General features: G+C 67.1%; 19 protein-coding genes. 7 read left to right on the top strand and 12 right to left on the bottom strand.

Going from position 1 to position 21,993, the window contains the following annotated elements; translation table 11 throughout:
* The first annotated feature begins 36 nt into the window (after positions 1-36).
* Entirely contained in the window at positions 37-2,832 is a 2,796-nt protein-coding gene (polA, locus tag HH302_RS15885) for a DNA polymerase I (protein WP_172203230.1), read from the top strand.
* 45 nt (positions 2,833-2,877) lie between these two features.
* On the opposite strand, the gene hutI is transcribed toward polA, so the two are convergent.
* The 4 genes from hutI to hutU are packed head-to-tail and all read right to left on the bottom strand — an operon-like array spanning position 2,878 to position 8,349.
* On the bottom strand, positions 2,878-4,095 hold the full coding sequence (gene hutI / locus HH302_RS15880) for an imidazolonepropionase (protein WP_172203229.1): 1,218 nt from the start codon (positions 4,093-4,095) through the stop codon (positions 2,878-2,880).
* Positions 4,092-5,066: a formimidoylglutamase gene (gene hutG, locus HH302_RS15875; protein WP_172203228.1), complete on the bottom strand. Its 975-nt coding sequence runs from the start codon at positions 5,064-5,066 to the stop codon at positions 4,092-4,094. Before hutG ends, hutI begins: the two co-directional genes overlap by 4 nt.
* Positions 5,067-5,069: 3 nt before the next feature.
* On the bottom strand, positions 5,070-6,614 hold the full coding sequence (hutH, locus tag HH302_RS15870; RefSeq protein ID WP_172203227.1) for a histidine ammonia-lyase: 1,545 nt from the start codon (positions 6,612-6,614) through the stop codon (positions 5,070-5,072).
* A 25-nt stretch (positions 6,615-6,639) separates the two neighbouring features.
* Positions 6,640-8,349 carry a urocanate hydratase gene (gene hutU, locus HH302_RS15865; protein ID WP_172203226.1) on the bottom strand — a complete coding sequence of 570 codons (1,710 nt, stop codon included), beginning with the start codon at positions 8,347-8,349 and terminating at the stop codon, positions 6,640-6,642.
* Between the two features lie 143 nt (positions 8,350-8,492).
* Between hutU and hutC the strand changes: the two genes are divergently transcribed.
* From hutC to HH302_RS15850, 3 genes are all read left to right on the top strand, one after another.
* Positions 8,493-9,227, top strand: coding sequence for a histidine utilization repressor (gene hutC, locus HH302_RS15860; protein ID WP_172203225.1), 735 nt, complete (start codon positions 8,493-8,495; stop codon positions 9,225-9,227).
* Positions 9,228-9,469: 242 nt separating this feature from the next.
* A complete protein-coding gene (locus HH302_RS15855) occupies positions 9,470-10,222 on the top strand; it encodes a hypothetical protein (protein ID WP_172203224.1) in 753 nt (250 codons plus the stop codon).
* A gap of 328 nt (positions 10,223-10,550) precedes the next feature.
* Positions 10,551-10,766: a hypothetical protein gene (locus HH302_RS15850; protein WP_172203223.1), complete on the top strand. Its 216-nt coding sequence runs from the start codon at positions 10,551-10,553 to the stop codon at positions 10,764-10,766.
* A 184-nt stretch (positions 10,767-10,950) separates the two neighbouring features.
* Here HH302_RS15850 and HH302_RS15845 read toward each other — a convergent pair whose 3' ends face one another.
* The 6 genes from HH302_RS15845 to HH302_RS15820 all read right to left on the bottom strand — a co-directional run bounded on the left by HH302_RS15845 (position 10,951) and on the right by HH302_RS15820 (position 15,782).
* Positions 10,951-12,744 carry a sulfatase-like hydrolase/transferase gene (locus HH302_RS15845; RefSeq protein WP_172203222.1) on the bottom strand — a complete coding sequence of 598 codons (1,794 nt, stop codon included), beginning with the start codon at positions 12,742-12,744 and terminating at the stop codon, positions 10,951-10,953.
* Positions 12,745-12,864: 120 nt separating this feature from the next.
* Positions 12,865-13,602: a TetR/AcrR family transcriptional regulator gene (locus HH302_RS15840; RefSeq protein WP_172203221.1), complete on the bottom strand. Its 738-nt coding sequence runs from the start codon at positions 13,600-13,602 to the stop codon at positions 12,865-12,867.
* A gap of 24 nt (positions 13,603-13,626) precedes the next feature.
* Positions 13,627-14,349: a GNAT family N-acetyltransferase gene (locus HH302_RS15835; RefSeq protein ID WP_216661946.1), complete on the bottom strand. Its 723-nt coding sequence runs from the start codon at positions 14,347-14,349 to the stop codon at positions 13,627-13,629.
* Between the two features lie 82 nt (positions 14,350-14,431).
* Positions 14,432-14,734 (bottom strand): hypothetical protein, encoded by a 303-nt coding sequence (locus HH302_RS15830; protein ID WP_172203219.1) that lies wholly within the window; start codon positions 14,732-14,734, stop codon positions 14,432-14,434.
* 140 nt (positions 14,735-14,874) lie between these two features.
* A complete protein-coding gene (locus HH302_RS15825; protein WP_172203218.1) occupies positions 14,875-15,333 on the bottom strand; it encodes a DUF3291 domain-containing protein in 459 nt (152 codons plus the stop codon).
* Positions 15,334-15,377: 44 nt separating this feature from the next.
* Positions 15,378-15,782: a DUF4440 domain-containing protein gene (locus tag HH302_RS15820; protein ID WP_172203217.1), complete on the bottom strand. Its 405-nt coding sequence runs from the start codon at positions 15,780-15,782 to the stop codon at positions 15,378-15,380.
* 153 nt (positions 15,783-15,935) lie between these two features.
* Here HH302_RS15820 and HH302_RS15815 point away from each other — a divergent pair, with 153 nt between their 5' ends.
* The gene (locus HH302_RS15815) at positions 15,936-16,391 is read left to right on the top strand and encodes a YaiI/YqxD family protein (protein WP_172203216.1); all 456 of its coding nucleotides are present in this window, start codon (positions 15,936-15,938) and stop codon (positions 16,389-16,391) included.
* On the opposite strand, the gene HH302_RS15810 is transcribed toward HH302_RS15815, so the two are convergent.
* Together HH302_RS15810 and HH302_RS15805 are read right to left on the bottom strand one after the other, a co-directional pair.
* Positions 16,382-16,996 carry a hypothetical protein gene (locus HH302_RS15810; protein WP_172203215.1) on the bottom strand — a complete coding sequence of 205 codons (615 nt, stop codon included), beginning with the start codon at positions 16,994-16,996 and terminating at the stop codon, positions 16,382-16,384. The genes HH302_RS15815 and HH302_RS15810 overlap by 10 nt on opposite strands.
* Before the next feature lie 31 nt (positions 16,997-17,027).
* Complete coding sequence (locus tag HH302_RS15805) at positions 17,028-17,762, bottom strand: metallophosphoesterase (RefSeq protein WP_172203214.1); 735 nt, start codon at positions 17,760-17,762, stop codon at positions 17,028-17,030.
* Positions 17,763-18,165: 403 nt separating this feature from the next.
* On the opposite strand from HH302_RS15805, the gene HH302_RS15800 reads away from it, so the two are divergent.
* Both HH302_RS15800 and HH302_RS15795 read left to right on the top strand, forming a co-directional pair.
* Entirely contained in the window at positions 18,166-19,284 is a 1,119-nt protein-coding gene (locus HH302_RS15800; RefSeq protein ID WP_172203213.1) for an alpha/beta hydrolase-fold protein, read from the top strand.
* A gap of 21 nt (positions 19,285-19,305) precedes the next feature.
* Positions 19,306-21,903, top strand: coding sequence for a TIM-barrel domain-containing protein (locus HH302_RS15795; protein WP_172203212.1), 2,598 nt, complete (start codon positions 19,306-19,308; stop codon positions 21,901-21,903).
* The last annotated feature ends 90 nt before the right edge of the window (positions 21,904-21,993 follow it).

Raw genomic sequence — 21,993 nt, 5'->3', positions numbered from 1 at the left:
GGCACGACACCTGCCGCGCTCACCGGTTGAATACCCATGCCGACGCTTCTGCTGGTCGACGGATCCTCTTATCTGTACCGCGCATTCCATGCCATGCCGGACATGCGAAATGCTCGCGGAGAGCCTACTGGCGCGGTGTTCGGGGTGCTGAACATGCTACGCCGGCTGTTGGGTGACTACAAGGCAGACAGGCTTGCCTGTGTCTTTGATGCCAAGGGCAAGACCTTCCGCGAAGACCTCTACCCCGACTACAAGGCGCACCGCCCGCCGATGCCGGACGACCTGCGGCTGCAGATCGAGCCGATCCACGCCTGCGTGCAGGCGATGGGCTGGCCGATCGTGATGGTCGAAGGCATCGAGGCCGATGACGTGATCGGCACGCTGGCGCGGCGCGGCGAAGCGGCCGGCTACGACGTGGTGATCTCGACCGGCGACAAGGACATGGCGCAGCTCGTCACGCCGCGTGTGAAGCTGGTCAACACCATGAGTAACGAAGTGCTCGACGAAGCTGGCGTACTCGCCAAGTTCGGCGTGCCGCCGACACGCATCATCGACTACCTTGCACTGGTCGGCGACGCGGTGGACAACGTGCCCGGCGTCGAGAAGTGTGGCCCCAAGACCGCGGTGAAGTGGCTCGCCGAATTCGACTCGCTCGATGGCGTGGTCGCTGCCGCGCAGCAGAAGGTTGCCAAGGGCAAGAAGGAGGACTGGGCGATCGGCGGCGTAGTCGGCGATAACTTGCGCAAGCACCTGGACTTCCTGCCGCTTGGTCGCAAGCTCGTCACGATCGAAACCGATTGCGAACTGCCGGTGACGCTCGATCAGCTGGCGTTCGGCATCAGCCAGAACGAGACGCTGGCCGAATGGTTCGAGCGCCTGCAGTTCCGCACCTGGTTGAAGGAGGCGCGCGCCGCGCTGGGCGGCGAAGCCCCAACGGCAGCAGACTCATCCCCTGCACAGGCAAATACCGAACCAGCAGCTGCGCCGGCGCAGGCGTCGCTGCTGGATGACGCGGGCGCGCATCGCGCCGGCTACGCCACCATTCTCGACTGGACGACCTTCGACGCCTGGTTGGCGAAGATCAGTGCGGCGCCGCTGACGGCTTTCGATACCGAGACCGACAGCCTCGACCCGATGCTCGCGCGCCTCGTCGGCATGAGCTTCAGCGTGCAGGAGGGCGAGGCGGCCTACCTGCCGCTGACGCACCACTATCCCGATGCGCCGGCCCAGCTGCCGCTTGACGAGGTGCTCGCGAAGCTGCGCGGCTGGTTCGAATCCGATGCGCACCGCAAGCTCGGCCAGAACCTGAAGTACGACATGCATGTGCTGGCCAACCACGGCATCCGCTTGCGGGGCGTCGAGCACGACACGCTGCTCGAATCCTTCGTGGTGGAAAGCGACAAGGGCCATGACCTCGACCAGCTCGCCAAGCGCCACGCGGGCATGCTCGATACGCTGAGTTACACCGATGTCTGCGGCAAGGGCGCCAACCAGATCGGTTTCCACGAAGTTGCGATCGCGCGGGCGACCGAATACGCCGCCGAAGACGCCGACGCCACGCTGCGGGTGCACAACGTGCTGTTGCCGCGCGTCAGCAGCGACGCGGCGCTGGCCAAGCTCTACCGCGAGGTCGAGATGCCGGCGATGGAAGTGCTGTGGGCGATGGAGCGCAACGGCGTGCTGATCGATCGCGACCTGCTGCTGCGGCAATCCGACACGCTCGGCCGCCGCATGCTGGAGCTGGAGGCCGAAGCCCACGCGCTCGCCAAGCAGCCCTTCAACCTCAACAGCCCCAAGCAGATCCAGGAGATCCTGTTCGAGCGCGAGAAGCTGCCGGTGTTGAAGAAGACCCCAGGCGGCCAGCCCTCGACCGACGAAGAAGTGCTGCAACAACTGGCACTCGACTATCCGCTGCCCAAACTGCTGCTCGAATACCGCAGCATGGCGAAGCTCAAGAGTACCTACACCGACAAACTGCCGCGCTCGGTGAACCCGAACACCGGCCGGGTGCATACCAGCTTCTCGCAGGCCGGTGCGGTCACCGGGCGCATCTCCAGCTCGGAACCCAACCTGCAGAACATTCCGGTGCGCACCGAAGAAGGTCGCCGTATCCGCGCCGCCTTCATCGCGGCGCCGGGCAACGTCATCGTGTCGGCCGACTACTCGCAGATCGAGCTGCGCATCATGGCGCACCTGTCTGACGATGCCGGCCTGCTCGAAGCCTTCGCACAAGGGCTGGATGTTCACCGCGCCACCGCCGCAGAGGTGTTCGGCCTTGTGCCGTCCGAAGTGACCAGCGAGCAGCGTCGCTACGCCAAGGCGATCAACTTCGGTCTTATCTACGGCATGAGCGCGCACGGGCTGGCCAAGGCGCTGGATCTCGAGCGCAGCGCCGCGCAGGCCTACATCGACCGCTACTTCGCCCGCTACCCCGGCGTTGCGCGTTACATGGAAGAAACCCGCCGCTTTGCGCGCGACCACGGCTATGTCGAGACGGTGTTTGGCCGCCGCCTGATGCTGCCCGAGATCCGCGCCGCGCAGGTCGGTCGTCGTCAGGGCGCCGAGCGCGCCGCGATCAATGCGCCGATGCAAGGCACGGCAGCCGACATCGTCAAGATCGCGATGCGTCGGGTGTATGACTGGCTGCAGGGCAGCACGCTGCAATCCAAACTCCTGCTGCAGGTACACGACGAACTGGTGCTCGAAGTGCCGCAGGGGGAGCTTGATACCGTCAAGCCCAAGCTCGCGGAACTGATGAGCGGCGCCGCCGCGCTGAAGGTGCCGCTGGTCGTCGAAGTCGGCGCCGGCGCCAACTGGGACGAAGCGCACTAGCGCTTCGCGCGATGAGGCAAACTGGCGCGTCCCTAGAGGGGGCGTTCAGCGCTTGATGCCGCCGATCCAACAAGCGACCAGTGGTCGCGCACCGAGCGCGTAGGCCAGCTCCGCCGGCGCTCCGATTCGCCATAGCGCGAAATCTGCGCGCTGGCCGACCGCGAGCGTGCCACGGTCCGCGAGGCCCAGCGCACGGGCGGCTTCGCGCGTGATGCCGGCGAGGGCTTCCTGCGGGGTCAGGCGGAACAGCGTGCAGGCCATGTTCGCCGCGAGCAGCAGTGAGGTCAGTGGCGAGGTGCCGGGGTTGGCGTCGGTGGCGACGGCCATCGGCACGCCAGCGTCGCGCAGCGCGGCGATCGGCGGCAGCCTGGTTTCGCGCAGGCAGTAGAAGGCGCCGGGCAGCAGTACGGCGATGCTGCCGGCCCTTTTCATCGCGGCGATGCCGTCGTCCGAGAGCCATTCGAGATGATCCGCGGAGAGGCCGCGGTAGCGTGCGACCAGCGCGGCGCCGCCCTGATCCGAGAGCTGCTCGGCGTGCAGCTTCACCGGCAGGCCGAGCTTCGCGGCGGCGTCGAACACGCGGGCGGTCTGGTCGGGCGTGAAGGCGATGCGCTCGCAGAATGCGTCGACCGCGTCGACCAGGCCTTCGCTGGCGAGCGCGGGCAGCATCGCGGTGCAGAGGTGGTCGATGTACGCATCGGCCTCGCCGGCGAACTCCGGCGGCAGCGCGTGGGCGCCGAGGAAGGTGGTGCGCACGGTGATGCCGCGCAGTTCCCCGATGCGGCGCGCGACGCGCAGCATCTTGCGTTCGCTGGGCAGGTCCAGCCCGTAGCCAGACTTGATCTCCAGCGTGGCGACACCTTCGGCGAGCAGCGCATCGACGCGCGGCAGGCTGGCGCCGAGCAGCGCGTCTTCGTCGGCCGCACGCGTGGCGCGCACCGTGGAGAGGATGCCGCCGCCGGCGCGGGCGATGTCTTCGTAGCTCGCGCCGTTGAGCCGGGCCTCGAATTCGTTGGCGCGGTTGCCGGCGTAGACGAGGTGAGTGTGGCAATCGATCAGCCCCGGCGTAAGCCAGCCGCCGGCGCCGTCGTGGGGCGGCAGCGCGCTGAACTCGGCGGGCAGCTCAGCTTCCGGCCCGAGCCAGGTGATGGTGCCGTCGCGCCACGCAAGTGCAGCGTTGCGGACAGTGCCGTAGCCCTCGCCGACAAAGCTCGCGAGATGGACGTTGCGCAGCAGTCCGTCCCGAACCGGCGCGTCGCTCACGGATGCGCCCCCGCGGCGATGCGGGCAACCAGCCGGGCTGCGACCCGCGCGGTGTGGGCGTCGATGTCCTGCGCGGGGTTCAACTCCGCGATGTCGGCGAGGCGCAGCTTGCCGCTGGCGACCGCCGCGTCGATCAGGGGTTCGATGATTTCCATGGCGACGCCGTGCGCCGAGGGCGCCGAGACGCCGGGGGCGAGGCCGGGCGGCAGCACGTCGAGGCAGATCGTCAGGTACAGGTGGTCGATCTGCGCAAGGAAGGCATGTAGTGCGGCGAGCGCGGCGTGAAGCTTCGCGGCGCCCAGTTCTTCATCCAGCATCCAGCGCACGCCCAGTTGCTTCGCGCGTTCGAACAGCGCCGCGGTGTTGGCGAAGCGCGAGATGCCGAAGACGGTGTAGTGGAAGGGCCAGGTTTGCGCCGCGCAGGTCTCGGCGATCTGTCGGAACGGCGTGCCGGAACTGGCGCGATCCGCGGCGCGCAGGTCGAAGTGCGCGTCGAAGTTCAGGATGCCGATGCGCGGTGTTTCGCTGCTGCGCTTCTTCAGCGCGGTGGCAAGCCCCATGAAGCTGCCGAAGGCGATCTCGTGACCGCCGCCGAGCCCGATCGGCAGGTGGCCGCGCTCGATCAGTTTCGCGATTTCTCCGGCGTAGTGGGCCTGCGCTGCTTCGAGCGCGTCGCCATCGCAATGCACGTCGCCGGCGTCGTAGAGCACCGAGGCCGCGGCGAGCGCGACGTTGGCCAGCGCGCGACGCAGTGCGGTGGGGCCGGCGGCAGCACCCGGGCGGCCGAGGTTGCGGCGCACGCCGGCGTCGCAGGCGAAACCGAGCAGCGCGACACCGTGGCGCTGCGTGGCATCGCCCAGCGGCTGCACCGCCTCATGCCAGCGTTGGCTGAAGTGCGCTTCGTGCGAGTCTTCGCGACCCTGCCAGATGGCCGTGTCGAAGCCGGTATGCCGTACGCCCTCGGTGCTCATGGTTCAGCCCTCGATGGATGGCAGGAGATCGTGCGCCGCGTGGTCGAAGATGCCGGAGAGCACCATGCGCTGCGCGGCTTCCAGATCGGGTGCGAGGTAGCGGTCGTCCGAATGGAACGGCACCTCGGCGCGCAGTTGCGCATGCACCTTTTCCAGCGGCACCGAGGTCTTCATCGCGCGATGGAAGTCGATGCCCTGCGCGGCGGCGAGCAACTCGATGCCGACGATGTGCGCGGTGTTCTTTGCCATGTCGGTCAGGCGCCGCCCGGCGAAGGTGGCCATCGAGACGTGGTCTTCCTGGTTCGCCGAGGTGGGCAGGCTGTCGACGCTGGCCGGATGGGCGAGCGACTTGTTCTCCGACGCCAATGCCGCGGCGGTGACGTGCGCGATCATGAAGCCCGAGTGCAGGCCGGGGTTCGGGATCAGGAAGGCCGGCAGGCCGGAGAGCGAGGCGTCGATCAGCAGCGCGATGCGGCGCTCGGACAGTGCGCCGATCTCGGCGATTGCGAGCGCGAGCGTGTCTGCCGCAAAGGCCACCGGCTCCGCATGGAAGTTGCCGCCCGAGAGCACCGACCAGTGGCCTTCGTGCTCGAAGATCAGCGGGTTGTCGGAGACCGCATTGGCTTCGATCGTCAGCGTGGTGACCGCGCCGCGCAGCAGGTCCAGACATGCGCCCATCACCTGCGGCTGGCAGCGCAGCGAGTAGGGGTCCTGCACGCGGTCGTCGTTGGTCAGATGCGACTGGCGGATCTCGGAACCGGCGAGCAGCTCGCGGTAGCGCGCGGCGACGGCGATCTGCCCCGGCTGGCCGCGCACTTCGTGGATGCGGGCGTCGAAGGGTGCGTCGGAGCCGCGCGCGGCGTCCACCGACATCGCGCCGGCTGCAATCGCCGCGGCGAACACACGCTCGGCGAGGAACAGGCCTTGCAGCGTCAGCGCGGTCGAGGCCTGCGTGCCGTTGATCAGCGCGAGGCCTTCCTTCGCCGCGAGCTGGATCGGCGTGATGCCAGCTTCGCCCAGCGCGTCGGCCGCATTGCGTTCGACGCCATCGACCCGCACGCGGCCTTCGCCCATCAGCGCCAGTGTCATGTGCGACAGCGGCGCGAGGTCGCCCGAGGCGCCGACCGAACCCTTGCTCGGGATGCAGGGCAGGATGCCGGCGTTGTAGGCCTCGATCATCGTTTCCAGCACCAGCGGGCGGATGCCCGAGAAGCCGCGCGCGAGGCTGGCGATCTTCATCGCGAGGATCAGGCGCACGACGCCGTCGTCCATCAGCGGGCCGACGCCCACCGAATGCGAGCGGATCAGGTTGGTCTGCAGCGCTTCGAGCTGGTCTTCCGCGATGTGCGTGTTGGCGAGCTTGCCGAAGCCGGTGTTGATGCCGTAGGCGGGCTTGCCGGCCTCCACGATGGTGCGCACCGCGGCGGCCGAGGCGCGCACCGGGCCCCAGGCGGCGGCGTCGAGCGCGAGACGGGCGCTGCCGTCCCACACCGCGCGCAGTTGCGGCATCGTGATCTGGCCGGGGACGAGGGTGATGGTCTTGGTCATGTCGGAATCCAGTGTGGGATGCAGGTCAGCCCAGCATCGGCAGGTTCAGGCCGCGCTCGCGGGCGCAGTCGCGGGCAATGTCGTAGCCAGCGTCGGCATGGCGCATCACGCCGGTGCCCGGGTCGTTCCAAAGCACGCGTTCGAGTCGCTTCGCGGCGGCCTCGGTGCCGTCGGCGACGATCACCACGCCCGAATGCTGCGAGTAGCCCATGCCGACGCCGCCGCCGTGGTGCAGCGACACCCAGGTCGCGCCGCCGGCGGTGTTGAGCAGGGCGTTGAGCAGCGGCCAGTCGGAGACGGCATCGCTACCGTCGCGCATCGCTTCGGTCTCGCGGTTCGGGCTGGCGACCGAGCCAGTGTCGAGGTGGTCGCGGCCGATCACGATCGGCGCCTTCAGCTCACCGCGGGCGACCATCTCGTTGAAGGCGAGCCCGGCGATGTGCCGTTCGCCCAGACCCAGCCAGCAGATGCGCGCCGGCAGGCCCTGGAAGGCGATGCGCTCGCCGGCCATGTCGAGCCAGCGATGCACATGGTGGTTGTCCGGGAACAGCTCCTTGATCTTGGCGTCGGTCTTGCGGATGTCTTCCGGGTCGCCCGACAGCGCCACCCAGCGGAATGGCCCCTTGCCTTCGCAGAACAGCGGGCGGATGTAGGCCGGCACGAAGCCGGGGAAGTCGAAGGCGTTCGCGACGCCTTCGTCCTTCGCGACCTGGCGGATGTTGTTGCCGTAGTCGACGACTGGCACGCCCATCGCCTGGAAGTCCAGCATCGCCTGCACATGCACCGCGCAGCTCTTCGCGGCGGCGCGGCGCAGGGCCTCGTGCATGCCGGGGTCGCGCTGCGCGGCGCGCCACTGTTCGAGGCTCCAGCCGATCGGCAGGTAGCCGTTGATCAGGTCGTGCGCCGAGGTCTGGTCGGTGACGAGATCCGGTTTCACTCCGCGCCGAACCAGCTCCGGCAGCACCTCGGCGGCGTTGCCCAGCAGGCCGATGGACACCGCCTCGCCGCGTGAGGTGTGCTGCGCGATGAGTTCGAGCGCGTGATCGAGATCGCGCGCCTGCACGTCGAGGTAGCGGGTGCGCAGGCGGAAGTCGATGCGCGACTGCTGGCACTCGATCATCAGCGAGGTGGCGCCGGCGAAGCTCGCTGCCAGCGGTTGCGCGCCGCCCATGCCGCCCAGCCCGGCGGAGAGGATCCAGCGGCCGCGCCAGGGGTTGGCGTTGCCGTCCGTTCCGTAGTGCTGTCTGCCCGCTTCGGCGAAGGTTTCGTAGGTGCCCTGCACGATGCCTTGCGTGCCGATGTAGATCCAGCTGCCGGCCGTCATCTGGCCGTACATCATCAGGCCCTTGCGGTCGAGCTCGTGGAAGTGCTCCCAGGTTGCCCACTTGGGCACCAGGTTGGAGTTGGCCAGCAGCACGCGCGGCGCATCGGCGTGGGTGCGGAACACGCCCACCGGCTTGCCCGACTGCACCAGCAGCGTCTCGTCGTCGGCGAGTGTCTGCAGCGACTTGAGGATCGTGTCGAAGCAGGTCCAGTCGCGCGCGGCACGGCCGATGCCGCCATACACCACCAGCGCCTCCGGGTTCTCGGCGACCTCCGGGTCGAGGTTGTTCTGGATCATCCGGAACGCCGCCTCGGTAAGCCAGCTGCGGCAGCTGCGCTCGGTGCCGCGCGGCGCGCGCACGACGCGGCCGGGGGCCAGACGGGGATCCTGTTCGGGGTGGGCGATGGACATGAGGTACTCCGCGACTGCAAAAGTTGTCTATACATTTGTAGCGCAGGAAGGTGCTTTGCGCAAGAGTTGTCTATACAATTAAAGCGCGCCACCGACGGACCGATCCGGGCCTCGACGGCGGTGCTCCCTCCGGAACCCGATCGATGACGACACCGCGTACCCCGCCCCGCTACCAGCAGATCAAGGACGAGCTGCTTGCCCGCATCCGCGCTGGCGAATGGCAGGTGGGCGAGGCGATCCCGCCCGAGGAAGGGCTGGCGCGCGACTTCGGTGTGGCGCGGATGACGGTGAACCGCGCGTTGCGCGAGCTGACCGATGCCGGCGTGCTGACCCGTACCCGCGGCGCCGGCACCTTCGTTGCGCCACCACGGGTCGATGCGCCGCTGCTGGAAATCCGCAACATTGCTGAGGACATTGCCGCGCGCGGCCACACACATACCGCAGCGCTGGTGAGCCTCGCGCGCGGCCAGGCGGACGGCGCCTTGGCCGATGCCTTTGCTTTGCCAGTCGGCGCGACGTTGTTTCACTCGGTGCTGGTCCATCGCGAAGACGGCCGCCCGATCCAGGTGGAGGATCGCTGGGTCAATGCGGCGCTGGCGCCGGACTACCTGCGCCTGGATTTCTCCGCTGAAACGCCGAACGCCTATCTCTCGCGCGTTGCCCCGCTTGCCAGTGCGCGCCTCACGGTTGAAGCGCGGCCGGCGCCGCGCGATATCGCGACGATGCTGGGTATCGATACGCGCGCTGCCTGCCTGGTCGTGCACCGCGTGACCCGCGGGGCGGATGGCGTTGCTTCGGTTGCGACGCTCTGGCACCCGGGCGAGCACTATCGGTTGCATGCAGTGATTGATGTGGAGCAGGGGGAGCGGCGGCGCTGAATCAACAGCGGGCGCGCACGCCGCGCGGGGCAGGGGGCGGCGAATCCGTTCAGGCGGGACGGCCAGTCCGCGCGGCTCACTGACGGGGCCACAAGGGTGATCTAGCGGACTGGGCCAGCGTCGGCGCCTGACCCGTGGGCGTGCATATCAAGCATCTGGATAGGCGATGCTAGACTCGCCCCCTGCGAACCGGGCTCGCGCGATTCCGCCTCACTTCACCGCCTGTGTGCCCGCCCTCCGCAATGCAGGACTTCTTCCCCGCCGCGTTCCTCAACTCGATCCCGCCTGCGCTGCGCGAGCTTCCCCAGCGAGTCCGCGCCCGAACCGGCATCGCGGTACGTGTGCAGGAGATCGACGAAGCGTTCGCGCAACGCCATCCCTCATTCGCCAACGCCGCAGCGGTGCTCGACATTGATCACGTGCAGCAAGCGATCACGATCCGCGTTGCGCACTCGGCGCTGAGCCCGCGCGTCATCGCGCACGAACTGATTCACCTGAAGCGAAACGTTCTTGAATCGGTGCCGAAGTTCTTCCCGGTGGCCTCGGCAAGTGCCGCCGAGATCCAGTCGATCTACTTGCTCGAAAACGCGCTCGAACATCTGTTCGTCGTGCCGGAGGAAATCGCCGCCTACCCGGGAGCGGAAGCCCTTTGGGCACACGACTACGCGGCCTGGGTCGACAGTTCAAAGCACAACGGATTTGCGCTGTGCCTGCATTGGTTCTTCCTGCGACTCGTGCTGCCCGATCAAAAGGCCGTTGCCGAGGCCTGCGCAGCCCACCTCAATGCAATGCAGGACCCGTACCTGATCCGCGTCGCCGAATACCTCAGGCGTACCCTTCAGGACCAGCGGCCCGACAAACTCGCGATGCAGCAGACACTGCTCAAGGCGATCGACCCCGCGCTCAGGAGCCACATCGCAATCGGACGTTTTGCCGTCCGCGATGGCAGGCTCATCACCGAACGATTGATCGAAGGGGCGTGGGAGCCGGCGTAGCGGGCGAGAAACCTTCCGTGCGTTCATTCGCTGTCGGTGCATCACAAAGATCGCTGCCGCGCGATCCCGTGACGACGTTGAGCATCGCTACGCGCGTGGCGTGCCTGGTCGTGCATTGCATGACCCACAGGGCGGTCGACGCCGCTCCGGTGGCCACGCTCTGGCAGCCCGGCGAGCGCCACTGGCGGCATGCGTGCACGCCACGAGCGTCCGTCCGTTAACGCGTTGTGACGAACGCCGCCGCGCCCAGGGGATTTCAATGGGTGCAATAATCGTGGGCATTGCGCGAGCTTGCCTCAATCGCCTGATCTCTACCGGAGCGCCAAACGTGAGTGCCTGGAGCTGTCCCCACGATGTCGACAACATCTGCCAACGTGTGCAGGGTGCCGTCTGCGACCCCGGCATGCGGGGGTGCGTGCTGGAAGGGCGGGTGCGCTTTGCGCGTGAGCAGATGAACCTGCCGCGCAAGCCGGTTCGCGCCGATGTGTCATCCCAATCCGACGAGGCAGCGACACCCCCGCCGAGGCGCCGCCTGCCTTTCTGACTTCTTGCCGGTGTTGCGGCGACTTCTCGTCGCCACCAGGGCGCATCGAGCGGTTCAGGCGCGAGCCGGTGCTTGTATTCGGCCTGAAAGGCCAGCCAGTCGCCAACGACTGCCGATGGCCTGCGCGTATCGCAACCACGGCAGCGATCGGTGCACGGCCGGCCTTCGGGCCTGGCGGGCGCGTCTAGAGGTCGAGCCGATCGATCTGCCATTGGATGCCGTCGAAGTCCGGCATCTCGCGACCGTCGTCCACGCCAATCTCGCGCTGGATCTGCTGTTCGAGTTTCTCCCGCATCGTTTCGAGCACGCCAGCGTGTTTTGCGCGGTCGAGTGCCAGGTTGTGCATCTCGTGAGGGTCGGCGTGCAGGTCAAACAGCTCGACATCGTTGCGAGCGAACAGCTCGTCGAGATTCGCCGGGCGATGCCGCTCCACCGGCGCGAAATATCGGGTGAGCTTGTAGCGGCCATCAAATGCCGCACGCAGGCTGCCCCGCTTGCGCAGGTTGGGCCGGTAGCCGGCGGCGACCATGGCGCCCTTCGGGTCTTGGCCCGCTGCGCGGGCCTCGGACACGATGCGTGTGACCTCGCTGTCGTTGGTGGCGATGCCGCTGTAGGTGAAGAGCACCGCATCGCGCACCGCATGCACCGCAGCGCTTGCTGGCTTGGCAAGCGCCGGCGAGAAGTCGCGGCCCGGTAGCTGCCGCCCAGCGAGCTCACTTGCGTGGGTGGCATCGATACCGGCCAGCGAGAGCAGCGTCGGCACGATGTCGATGTGGCCGGTCAGCGCCTTGCAGGTCTGTCCGCCGCGCACGTCGGGGTGCGCCACATACATCGGCAGGTGAATCGCCTCCTGATAGGCGAAGGGGCCCTTGCCACGCAGTCCATGGGCGCCGCCCATTTCGCCGTGATCCGAGGTGAAGACGATGATGGTGTCGTCGCTGAGCCCGAGCGCATCAAGCTCGTCGAGCATGCGCTTGAGTTGCGCGTCGACCGAGCGGATCGAGTTCAGGTAGAAATCCGAGAAGCGCTGCCAGCGTTCGGCCTCGGGTGGAATCGTGCCGAGGGTGTAGCCCCAGGCGCGGTGGAACTCGCGGTGCGCGCCGGGGCGGCCGGGGGCGTCGAGCGGCTGATGCAGCGATGCGGGCAGCGGCGCGTTCCAGCGCGTGCGATAGGCGGGGTGCTCCGGGGCGCGCGCTGCATGCATCAACAGATGCCCGGTGTCCTGCACCTGCTCGCCCGGGGCGTCGGTGTTGAAGTACATGATGTCGTGCGGATTCACCAGGCTCACGAACAGCGCCCACGGCTTGCCCTCGTGCTGCAGCGCCTGACCTTTCTCGCGCATCCACGATACCGCGCTGCCGGCGATCATGTGGTCATGGTGGTAGCCGCCCAGTGTGTGCACCAGCACATCGCCCGGCCACACGAAATCCGAGAAGCCGTAGGCGTCCATCTCCTTGGTGAACAGCCGGTCGGGCGATTCGGTGTCGAACGCGGCGTTCAGGTGCCACTTCCCCTTGTAAGCGGTGTAATAGCCCGCCTTGCGCAGCATGTGGCCGACCGTCGGCACCTTGGTCGACAGCGCTGCGACGTAGGGCATGTCCGCGTTCTCGAACATCCGGTTGTCGGCGGTCTGCAGGCCTGTCATCAGTACTGCGCGCGAGCTGGTGCACATCACCGCGGGGCAGTAGTGCTGGTCGAAGCGCACCCCGCGCTTGGCGAGCTGATCGTGCCCGGGCAGCGTGTAGCCCTTGGGCCATTGCGTGATGTGGCGCTCCTGGTCGGTGAACACGAACAGGATGTTCGGTGCCTTGCCTGCGCGGCGTTGCGGCGTAGGCGTGTGGCCGGGCTGGGCTGCTGCCGCGGCTGGCTCCGCTCCGCCGAGAAGCGGTGTCGTTACGGCGGCTGCGCCGGCAAGCGAGAGAAACTCGCGGCGGGTGAGGCCCGCGTGCGGGCTGGGCGGAACGCGATCGTGCGACATACCGGTCTCCTCATGGGGTGCGCTGCAGGGCGGCGCGTAGCGGGAGCAATGCCGGCGGTTCGATCGCCGCCGGTCATCAAGCGCAGCGAGTCTGCCGCATCGATCAAAGTGACACAAGTGTCAATTGTTGCGAGGGCGACGTGACCGGGACGACGTGGCGTCGGCGTTCTTTCGGACGTGGGCGAGCAGGGACGAGGCGGGAATCTCGATCGGGGCGAGTTCGCGCGTCGCATAGCGCTGCGCCGCCGCGCGTGGCACGCCGAGCGCCTGAAGAACGGCCTGAGCGAACTGTTCCGGGTAGTCCCTGGGGGTGTCGTCGGCTTGCACCGACGCAAATGCGGCGACCACCGGACCGAGCACGAGATCGAGGATGAGCGCCGCGGGCAGCGGGGCAAAACGGCCGGCGGCGATGCCGGCGTCGATGTCGCGCATGATGTTCTGCGTGGCCTGGCCGCCGTGGCGGATTGCGGCGACGCCGCCACGAATCACGAACCCGGCGAACAGCGGGTAAGTTCGCGCCAGTTGCAGCGCATAGCGCAGACCGGCCGCAAGCCGCGCAGCCGGGTCGCGGTGGCGCAACACCAGCGGGTCGATCACGCGGACGATCTCGTTGCTGACCGCCTCGGCGACGCCAGCCCACAGGGCTTCATGGGTGCGGAAGTAGTTGTAGAAGGTGCCGCGCGCTACGCCTGCCGCGGTGATCACCTCATCGATCACGCCCGGTTCGAGGCCGCGCTGCGCGATGACGGCCAGCGCGCAGGCAATCAGCTTTGCGCGCGTTCGCTCGCGCCGCTCTGCTGCGACGCGTGGCCGGTGGTCTTCGGTCGGGGCGGGTTGGGTCGGGCTGGGCGAAACCATGCCGCCGAGTTTAGCGCGGCGCGCTCAGGTATTCGCCGGCGCGCGCGGGTGTGATGCGGTCAGCGCAGACAGCGCGACCCGTTGCCGCCCTTCGGCATCAAAGTTGTCCGGCGCGAGCCATTGCTCGAACAGTGCTTTCAGCGCCGGCCATTCACTGTCGATGACCGAATACCAGGTGGTGTCGCGGTTGCGACCTCGGTCGATTCGCGCCTGGCGGAAGCAGCCTTCATAGGAGAAGCCCAGTCGCAGCGCCGCGCGGCGCGACGGGGCGTTGAGCGAATTGCACTTCCATTCGTAGCGTCGGTAACCGAGCGCGAAGGCCTGCTGCATCATCAGGAACATCGCTTCGGTCGCGGCGGGTTTGCCTTGCAGCAGTGGCGAGAAGTGCAGGTGACCCACCTCGATGGAACCCGCCGCCGGGTCGATGCGCAGGTAGCTGCATACCCCGACTGCGCGCCCGGTTGCGGCATCCAAGATCGCGTAGAAGCACGGGTCCTGCCCCGCCGCCATGTCGGCCAGCCAGGCGCGATATTCATCGATGGATGTGAAGGGGCCGTAGGGCAGGTAGGTCCAGCTGCGGCCATCGGTGTCCAGCGCGTCAGCCGCGAACAGGTCGTCGGCGTGGCGTGCGGGGTCAAGCGGTTCGACGCGGCAGAAACGCCCAGGCAGTACAACGCCACCTGGGCGGAGAGGTGGCGACCAGTTCGGTACTTCGGCGCCAAGCGGCTGGCCGAAAGTGTTTGTCATGGTGGGCATTGGGCGTGTTGGCTATCGTGGGACTCCGCACTCTACGCCGCCGTGGTGCCGTACGGCGATTGAATCGCGCGCGTCAGATCAGCCCGAGTTCGCGCAGCAGACGGGTGTTCTCGCGCGCGAAGGCCGTATCGGGCAGGCCCAGTTCATAGATGGTGCCGCTCTTGGTTTTTACGCGGCGCGTTTCCGCATCGATGTCGATAACCGAGCTGGTCTTGCCCGCTGCGGTATGTACGAAGGCTCCAATGATGCCGGTGGCGTTGGACTGCCCGGGTGCGTGTTCCAGCCACCAGCCGTTAAGACGTTGCTTCGGTGGCGTGCTGCGGAGCGACTTGAGGGGCAGCGTAGCGCCCCAGGGGGAGTTCGAGCGCGAGTTCATGGGCGTGGATGCGAGGCTGGGTAGCGTACTGGCCGTTCGTTGGAACGTGACCGATCGCCTGCAGGGCAGGCACACGCTAGGGTAGTGCGCAGCACGCGGCTGGGCGTGCGCAGTTTTCCACGCCGCCGAGGCGGCGAGTGTCAAACTTCGTCACGCAGCGGGGCGGGGAATGCGTCGCGGAAGGTGAATGCGAACTCGGTGGGGCCGTGCGCACGAAGGTGGGCGAGGCGCGCCGCGGCTTCGTGCAGGCTGGGCTGATGACCGGTGGGCACCCACCACAGCACGGCGTAGGCATCGGCCATGCGCGCGAACCATTCGCGGCGTCGGCGCAGGATGTCGGCATGTGCGGAGCGGAAGGCGAACGCATGCAGCGCAGCGAGGTCTTGCCACACGGACATGTTGACGATCACGTCGTCCGCGAACGGCCGGATCGCCGTGGCATCACCGGTTTCGTCCTGCAGGCGCCAGACGAAGCCGGGCGATTGCTCGGCCAGCTGATTGATCCGGTCAAGGTTGGCGACGAAATCCGCCAGGCGCGGCGAATCGAGTGGCTCAAGCAACTGAGCGATGTTGAGCTGTGCGAGTTGGGATGTCGGCATGGCGCTTCCTGAATGGTCGGATGTCTGCAGGTGCAGCGCGCTGCTCAGCTCGGAGGATAGGGCGAGAACTGGTCCGCAACGACCCACCAGCGACCCGCCTCCCGCACCAGGAAGAACAGATCCCGACCGCCCGTGTTGATGGTCTGCCCGTTCATGTCGAAAGACATGTCGTAGTAGTAGCTCACCACCGCCGCTTCGCCGAAGACCTCGACCACCGGTTCCGTAACGTCGAAGCGGTGAATGTGCGTCGCTTCACGAAAGCCCTTCCAGCCGGCGATGCAGCGTTCGGCGCCGAGGCGTCGCTCGCGATCGACCGGCGTGATGGCGACCATGCGGGGGTGAAAGTATTCCGACAATGCGTCCGGATCACCGAAAGTCCACGCGGCGTTGAGTGCGACGACGGTCTCCCACACTTGCTGCTGGGCGGGTTCGGGAAACGTGTGCTCCATGAGGCCTCCGCGCGAGACGAGGAAAACGAGCCAGCCAAACCGGTGACGCCTCACTGATGTGGTGGCCCCCGGAAATTCTACAAGGGGGACGCGCCCGTACTTTCGCGCAGTGCGTGTCGTATTCTGTGCGCCCCAGAAACCGAGACGCCCGACATGCAGATTTGGGTTGATGCCGACGCCTGCCCGCGCGTGATACGCGAGATCCTGTTCAGAGCGGCGACACGCACTGCGATTCCGGTGACCTTGATCGCCAACCAGATGATCAGCGTGCCGCCATCGCCGCACATCCGGTCACTGCAGGTGCCCAAGGGCTTCGACGTGGCGGATGACGAGATCGCGTCGCGCGTGTTGCCCGGCGATCTCGTGATCACCGCAGACATCCCGCTTGCCTCGCAGGTGATCGAACGCGGCGGCCTGGTGCTGGATCCGCGCGGCGAACGATTGACGAAGGAGAACATCCGCGAGCGCCTGTCGATGCGCGATTTCATGCAAGGGCTGCGCGATTCGGGCGTGGAAACCGGTGGGCCTTCAGGCTTCTCGGCGGCAGATTCGCGGGCGTTCGGTGCGGCGCTGGATCGTTTGCTCGCGCAGCGGCCACGTCAGACTTGAACGCGGGCTAACGTCTCGACCTGTTGGAGCAGGGACGCAATCGGTGCGTCCGACCACAGTTGCACTTCGATGTACTTCTCGAAGGGTTTCAGGTGGTAGTCAGCGTGGCCTGCATCCGGCTCGTCGGCCGGCAATCCGTATTGCGCCACGACTTCCGCCAGCGCTTCGAGCCGGAACACCTGGCCGTGGTAGGGGCGTGCCACGTGTGGCAGCCCGAATTGCGGCCCGAAGCCCATCGCGGTGAAGCTGTCCGGATAGGTGAAGCTGAGTTGATCGGCCGGCAACGTGTTGAGCGCGAGCGTGATGGCGCGGGTATCTGCCGCGAGTCTGCGAAACCACTCGCTGGATCCGAGCACGAAGTAGTGCGGTGACTGCCGTTCGGGGCGCCCGCCGGCGGCGACAAACAACTCGCGCATCCGCGCCTCGGTGAGCCGACGTAGCTGCATGTACCGCCGTCCGAAGAAGCGCTGGTAGCCCGCATCGGCGCTGCGTCGCGCGTTGAGTTCATCCAATACCTGCTGCAGCGCATCGTCCGCTAGGTCCGACAGGTTCAGGAAGGGGCGGCGATCCGCGAGGTGGTAGTGCGTAATGTGGGTTGGGGTCATTTGGCGGTGGCTCTGTTCGGCGGCCGTTCAGTCAGCTGACGTAGCCGGTGCGTAGCGCGTACGCCCATTCGGGCCGGCCATTGGCTTCGGCGAGCCGCGCCATCGGTTCAAAGTCGTAGGGCACGGCGTGCAGCGACAGATGCCAAGCGCCGTCCCTTAGTGCGGCAATGGCATAGCGGGCATCGGGCGAGCCGGTCTCGATCTTGTGCGGGTGTGGGTATTCGCCGCGAAACGCCTGCAACCCGACGCTGCCAGGGTTGAGCAGCCACTGCCGGCCGATCCGGAGAATGCGCGGCATGTGCGAATGCCCGCAGGCGACCAGGGGTGAGCGCTGCGCGCCAAGTCGTGCGCGGATCTCTTCGGCGGTGGCGATGCGCGCGCCAGCGGGCGTGAGCGACTCGAAGAAGTATTCCAGGTCGCTCGCTGGTGTGCCGTGGCAGACGAACACCTCCGGCTGCAGTTGCAGGCTGCCGGGCTGGCTGCGCATCCACGCGAACTCGGTTTCGCCGAGTCGGGCGTATGCGTGGGCGTCGGACGCGCCTTGGTGCGCCGGCGCCTCGGTCAGCAATTGGCGCTCGTGGTTGCCGGCGAGCGTGGGCCAGCCGGCGGCGATCAGATAGTGCGCGGTTTCGCGCGGCAGCAACGGGCCGGACAGGCTGTCCCCAAGATTCACGATCATGTCTGCGCCGCGCCGATGGATGTCGGCGACGACCGCCTCCAGTGCGGGCAGGTTGCCGTGGATGTCTGACACAAACGCGATACGCATGGCGCCCCTGATCTGCCGTTCACGCGGCAATGCGGTGGGTAAGTTCGCAAGGGTAGCGGGGGTGGGCCGCAGGTGAAAGTGGCGGGCGCGGGTCTGCGCCGTGTCAAAAGTCCGCGATTCGTTCGTCATCGCTGCCGACAGCGCCGTCGCCCTGAGACTAGACTACGGGCCAGACAGGCTACGCGGTGCCTCGATGTGCTGCGGGTCCTGTGCGTGGTGGCTCGTCCGCCGCGCCCGCGCCGCCAGCCGGCGTGGCCTCAAACGCCTGCGCAAATGAACCTCGCCTCCGGATCAAAGCACCGAAGGCGACTCGGATTACCTCCGGATCTCGCCCCGCCGCGGTGCCTCACACGCGCCGCGTGAGTGGTCAGCCCGGCACCGCCATTTGCGAACAGGAGAAACCATGCGTTTGAGAGTGTTGCGTTCGGCCAGCCTGCTGGCGCTGTTGTTGCTCGCTGCATGTGGTGGTGGCGGAGATGGCACCGGAACCGTTACCCCGCCGATTGCGGGCGATACGATCACCGTGACGCAGGAGAAGCTGGCCACCCCGGTCGACGGCGCATCGAACTACCTGCTCTATCTGCCCAAGGGCTATGGCGATGACGCCTCGGCGAAATGGCCGCTGATCATCTATCTGCACGGCTCGCAGCCGTTTTCTGGCCTCGTGCTCAGCAGCCTGAGTCAGCAGGGCATCATGGGCTACATGAAGGACAACCACAAAGGTTTGCCCGCGATCGTCGTGCAACCCCAGCAGGATGTGAACACCCACGGGCACAAGGTGGATTGGCACGATCCGGCTTTCATCGATAGGGTGATCCGCGACGTGGAGCAGCGCTTCGCGGTGGACAAGACCCGCGTCAGTATCACCGGCGGCAGTCTGGGCGGTTTCGGTTCGTGGAGCATGGTGCTTGCGTACCCGAAGCGCTTCGCTGCAGTCATGCCCGTGGTGGGGGGGCTGTCGAACGATACGGACTCCTACGATCGTCACTTGCCGATCACGACCGAAGCGGACTGGGGCGGCAGCTTTGCCCGTATCGTTGCAACGCCAATGCGCGTCTATGCAGGCGTTCCTGATGCGAACGTGCCGATCGCCTGGGCGCGCAATCCGGTCGTGATCCTTCGCGCAGCGGGCGGCACGCCCGACTATCACGAGACCAACAAGGGGCACGGCGATACACAAGTGGAGGCGCTGCAGGCGGAGCCGATTGGCTGGATGCTCGCGCAGTCGCGCCCCGACGCCAGCGAGGATACGACGCCGATCAATGCGGCGGACTACGTGGGCACCTATCGTGCTGCGAACAACCTGACGGTGACGATGAGCATGGCCGGTGACCGACTGATGCTTGGGTTCTCCGACGGCCGTCTGCCAATGAGCTTTCTGCCGATCGGCGACGACCGCTTCATGGCGGAGTGGATGATGCGCGCGAAGCGGGACAGCGCCGGCACGGTGAAGTGTTTTGTCACGCCGATGCTGATGTTGGCGGATCTGGTGCGCGACGGCGCAACCGAAAGCTGTAACTGATCGAAGTGAGGGGTAGTGCTGATGCACGGTAAGACCATTCAAGCGCGCCGCTGGGCGGCGCTCACCAGCGCGTGCTGCGTATTGCTTGCAGGCTGCGGTGGTGGCGGGGCAAGCGCTGCTGCGCCGACGCCGACGCCGACGCCGCCGGCGCCAGCGCCAGCGGAAGCGAGCTACTTCCCGTCGGCGACGCCTCAGCTTCGTCTGAGCCAGGGCGGCCATCAGGTGATGCTGACACTGGTGCGGGGCGACATGCTGCATGTTGCCTACAGCGCGCAGATTGAGCCGGGCACGCCCTTCATGTCTCCGATGGTGGCGCTGCGCGATTTCAGCGGGCCGGCCAGCTATACCTGGGACCCGGACGCCAAGCGCCTGGTGACCGACGCCCTGTTGGTTGAACTCGATCAGGGCTGCTGGCGGATCTCCGCCCGCCAGCCAGAGGTGCGCGTGCTGACGCGCCTTTGCGTGCAGGACTGGCAGGCGGATCGGCTTCGCTTGGCGCTCTCTGGCGAGGGGGCGACGGAAGTGCTGGGCCTCGGCGAGCGGCTTGTCAGCGGCAGCAAGTCGCCATCGTGGCTGGGCGCGCAACGGGTGCCGGCGAGCAAGTACGGCAACGCGATGACCTATTCCGACATCTCGGCCTCGGGCGATATGCAGGTGCCGGTGGCCTACGTGCTGGGCGAGGGGCAACGCAACTGGGGCTTGTTCGTCGACTCGGCCTACCCGCTGAGCTTTGATTTCCGCGCAGCGACCTGGACCGTCGACAGCCCGTCGCCATCACTCGGGCTCTTTCTGTTTACGGGCGCTGATCTGCCCGATTTGCGACGCGACTACTTGTCCCTTACCGGCACACCGCCGGTGCCGCCATTGAAGGCCTTCGGCCTCTGGATATCGGAGTACGGCTACGACAACTGGGCGGAGCTGGACGACAAGCTCGCAACGCTGCACGGCAAGGGTTTTCCGGTCGATGGCGCCGTGCTGGACCTACAGTGGTTTGGCGGTATCAACAGTGGCTCGCAAAGCACCTCGATGGGCAAGCTCAGCTGGGCGACAGGCAAGTTCCCGGATCCCGCTGCGAAGCTTGCCGCTTATGCGGCGAATGGCGTCGGCACGGTGTTGATCGAGGAGAGCTATATCGGTGGGGCGCTGCCCGAATTCCGGGCGCTGGCGGATCAACGCTATCTCGCGATGGATTGCGCGCCCCCCTGCAAGGACGCCACGGTCTATTCCAGCAATCCATGGTGGGGCATCGGCGGCATGATCGACTGGTCCAACCCGGGGGCCGGCAGTTGGTGGCACGACGCCAAGCGTGTCGCGCTGATCAACGATGGCGTGCTGGGCCACTGGACCGATCTGGGCGAGCCGGAGATGTTCAGCCCATCGTCGCAGTACTTCGGCATCGACTGGTATGGCGCGCACCCGACACGCCATGCCGATGTACATAACCTGCTCAATTTCTTCTGGAGCCGCAGCATTGCGGGCGACACGGCACGCACCCATCCGCAGCGCCGGCCGTGGATTCTCAGCCGCTCCGGCGCGGCCGGCAGCCAACGTTTCGGTGTGGCGACCTGGTCGGGCGATGTGCAGTCTTCGTTCGCTGCACTTGGCGCACAGATGACCGCGCAGGCCAACATGAGCCTCTCGGGCTTCGACTACTACGGCTCCGACGTTGGCGGTTTCGATCGCGCCGGCATGAGCGGCGCGCCGCTCTCGAAGCTCTACACTCGCTGGTTCGCCACCAGTGCGCTGCTCGACGTGCCGCTGCGGCCGCATGTACAGAACCTCTGCAACTGCACCGAGACCGCGCCGGACCGCATCGGCGACGCTGCCAGCAACCTCGCGGCGTTGAAGCTGCGTTACCGGCTGGTGCCCTACCTCTACAGCCTGGCGCACGCGGCCCACGATCAGGGTGATGCGATGTTCCCGCCGCTCGCGTACCACTTCCAGCAGGACAAGCAGGCGCGCAGCGTTGTCACCACCAAGATGATCGGGCCCTGGGTGCTGTTCGGCACGCCCAGCGGCACCGACGCAACGATGGGGGTGTACCTGCCCGCGGGCGCTTGGACCGACTTCTATGCACCCGCGCGGCGTGTTGCGTCGCAAGGGGCTTTCAGCCAGGAGAGTCTGCTCGTCGCCGATCAGTTGCGTGCGCCGATCTTCCTGCGCGAAGGGGCGATCGTGCCGATGCTGCGCGATGCGCCGGGCCATCTGGGCGATCCGCGTGATCGCGCGATGCATTGGTTCGACGACATGCTGGTGCGCATCGTGCCGGCGGCGACTGAGAGCCACTTCACGCTGGTTGAGGACGATGGTGTTACCCGCGGCTACGAGGCGGGTCAGTCGGCGCGCACCACCATGACGACGCAACGCAATGCGGCCGGCGAAGTGCGCTTCACGCTGCGCCCCGATAACCGGAGCGGTGCCACGGCCAAGCGCAAGCTGGCGCTGGAGTTCCTGCTCGGTGGCAACAGCGTGCGCGAAGTGCGCGTTGGCGGGGCGGTGGTGCCGCAGGCGGATGCCGCGGGCGCGTCGGTGGGCTGGTTTGTCAGCGAGGGCGGTATCACACTGCGCCTGGGCGAGCGCAGCGTCGACGAGGCAATCGACGTGGCGCTACTGCCCTGATGGCGTCACAGCGCTGACGGAGGGCGCACCGAAGTGACCCTGCCCGGCGCAGGTTTTGATACCGGCGCCGGGCGCACTTGCCGGCAGTGC

Origin of the sequence: Niveibacterium sp. COAC-50 (genome assembly GCF_013184235.1) — a bacterium.
Classification (GTDB): Bacteria; Pseudomonadota; Gammaproteobacteria; order Burkholderiales; family Rhodocyclaceae; genus Niveibacterium; species Niveibacterium microcysteis.
Note: the sequence above shows the minus strand (reverse complement) of the source record. Positions and strands in the feature narration are given on the sequence as shown.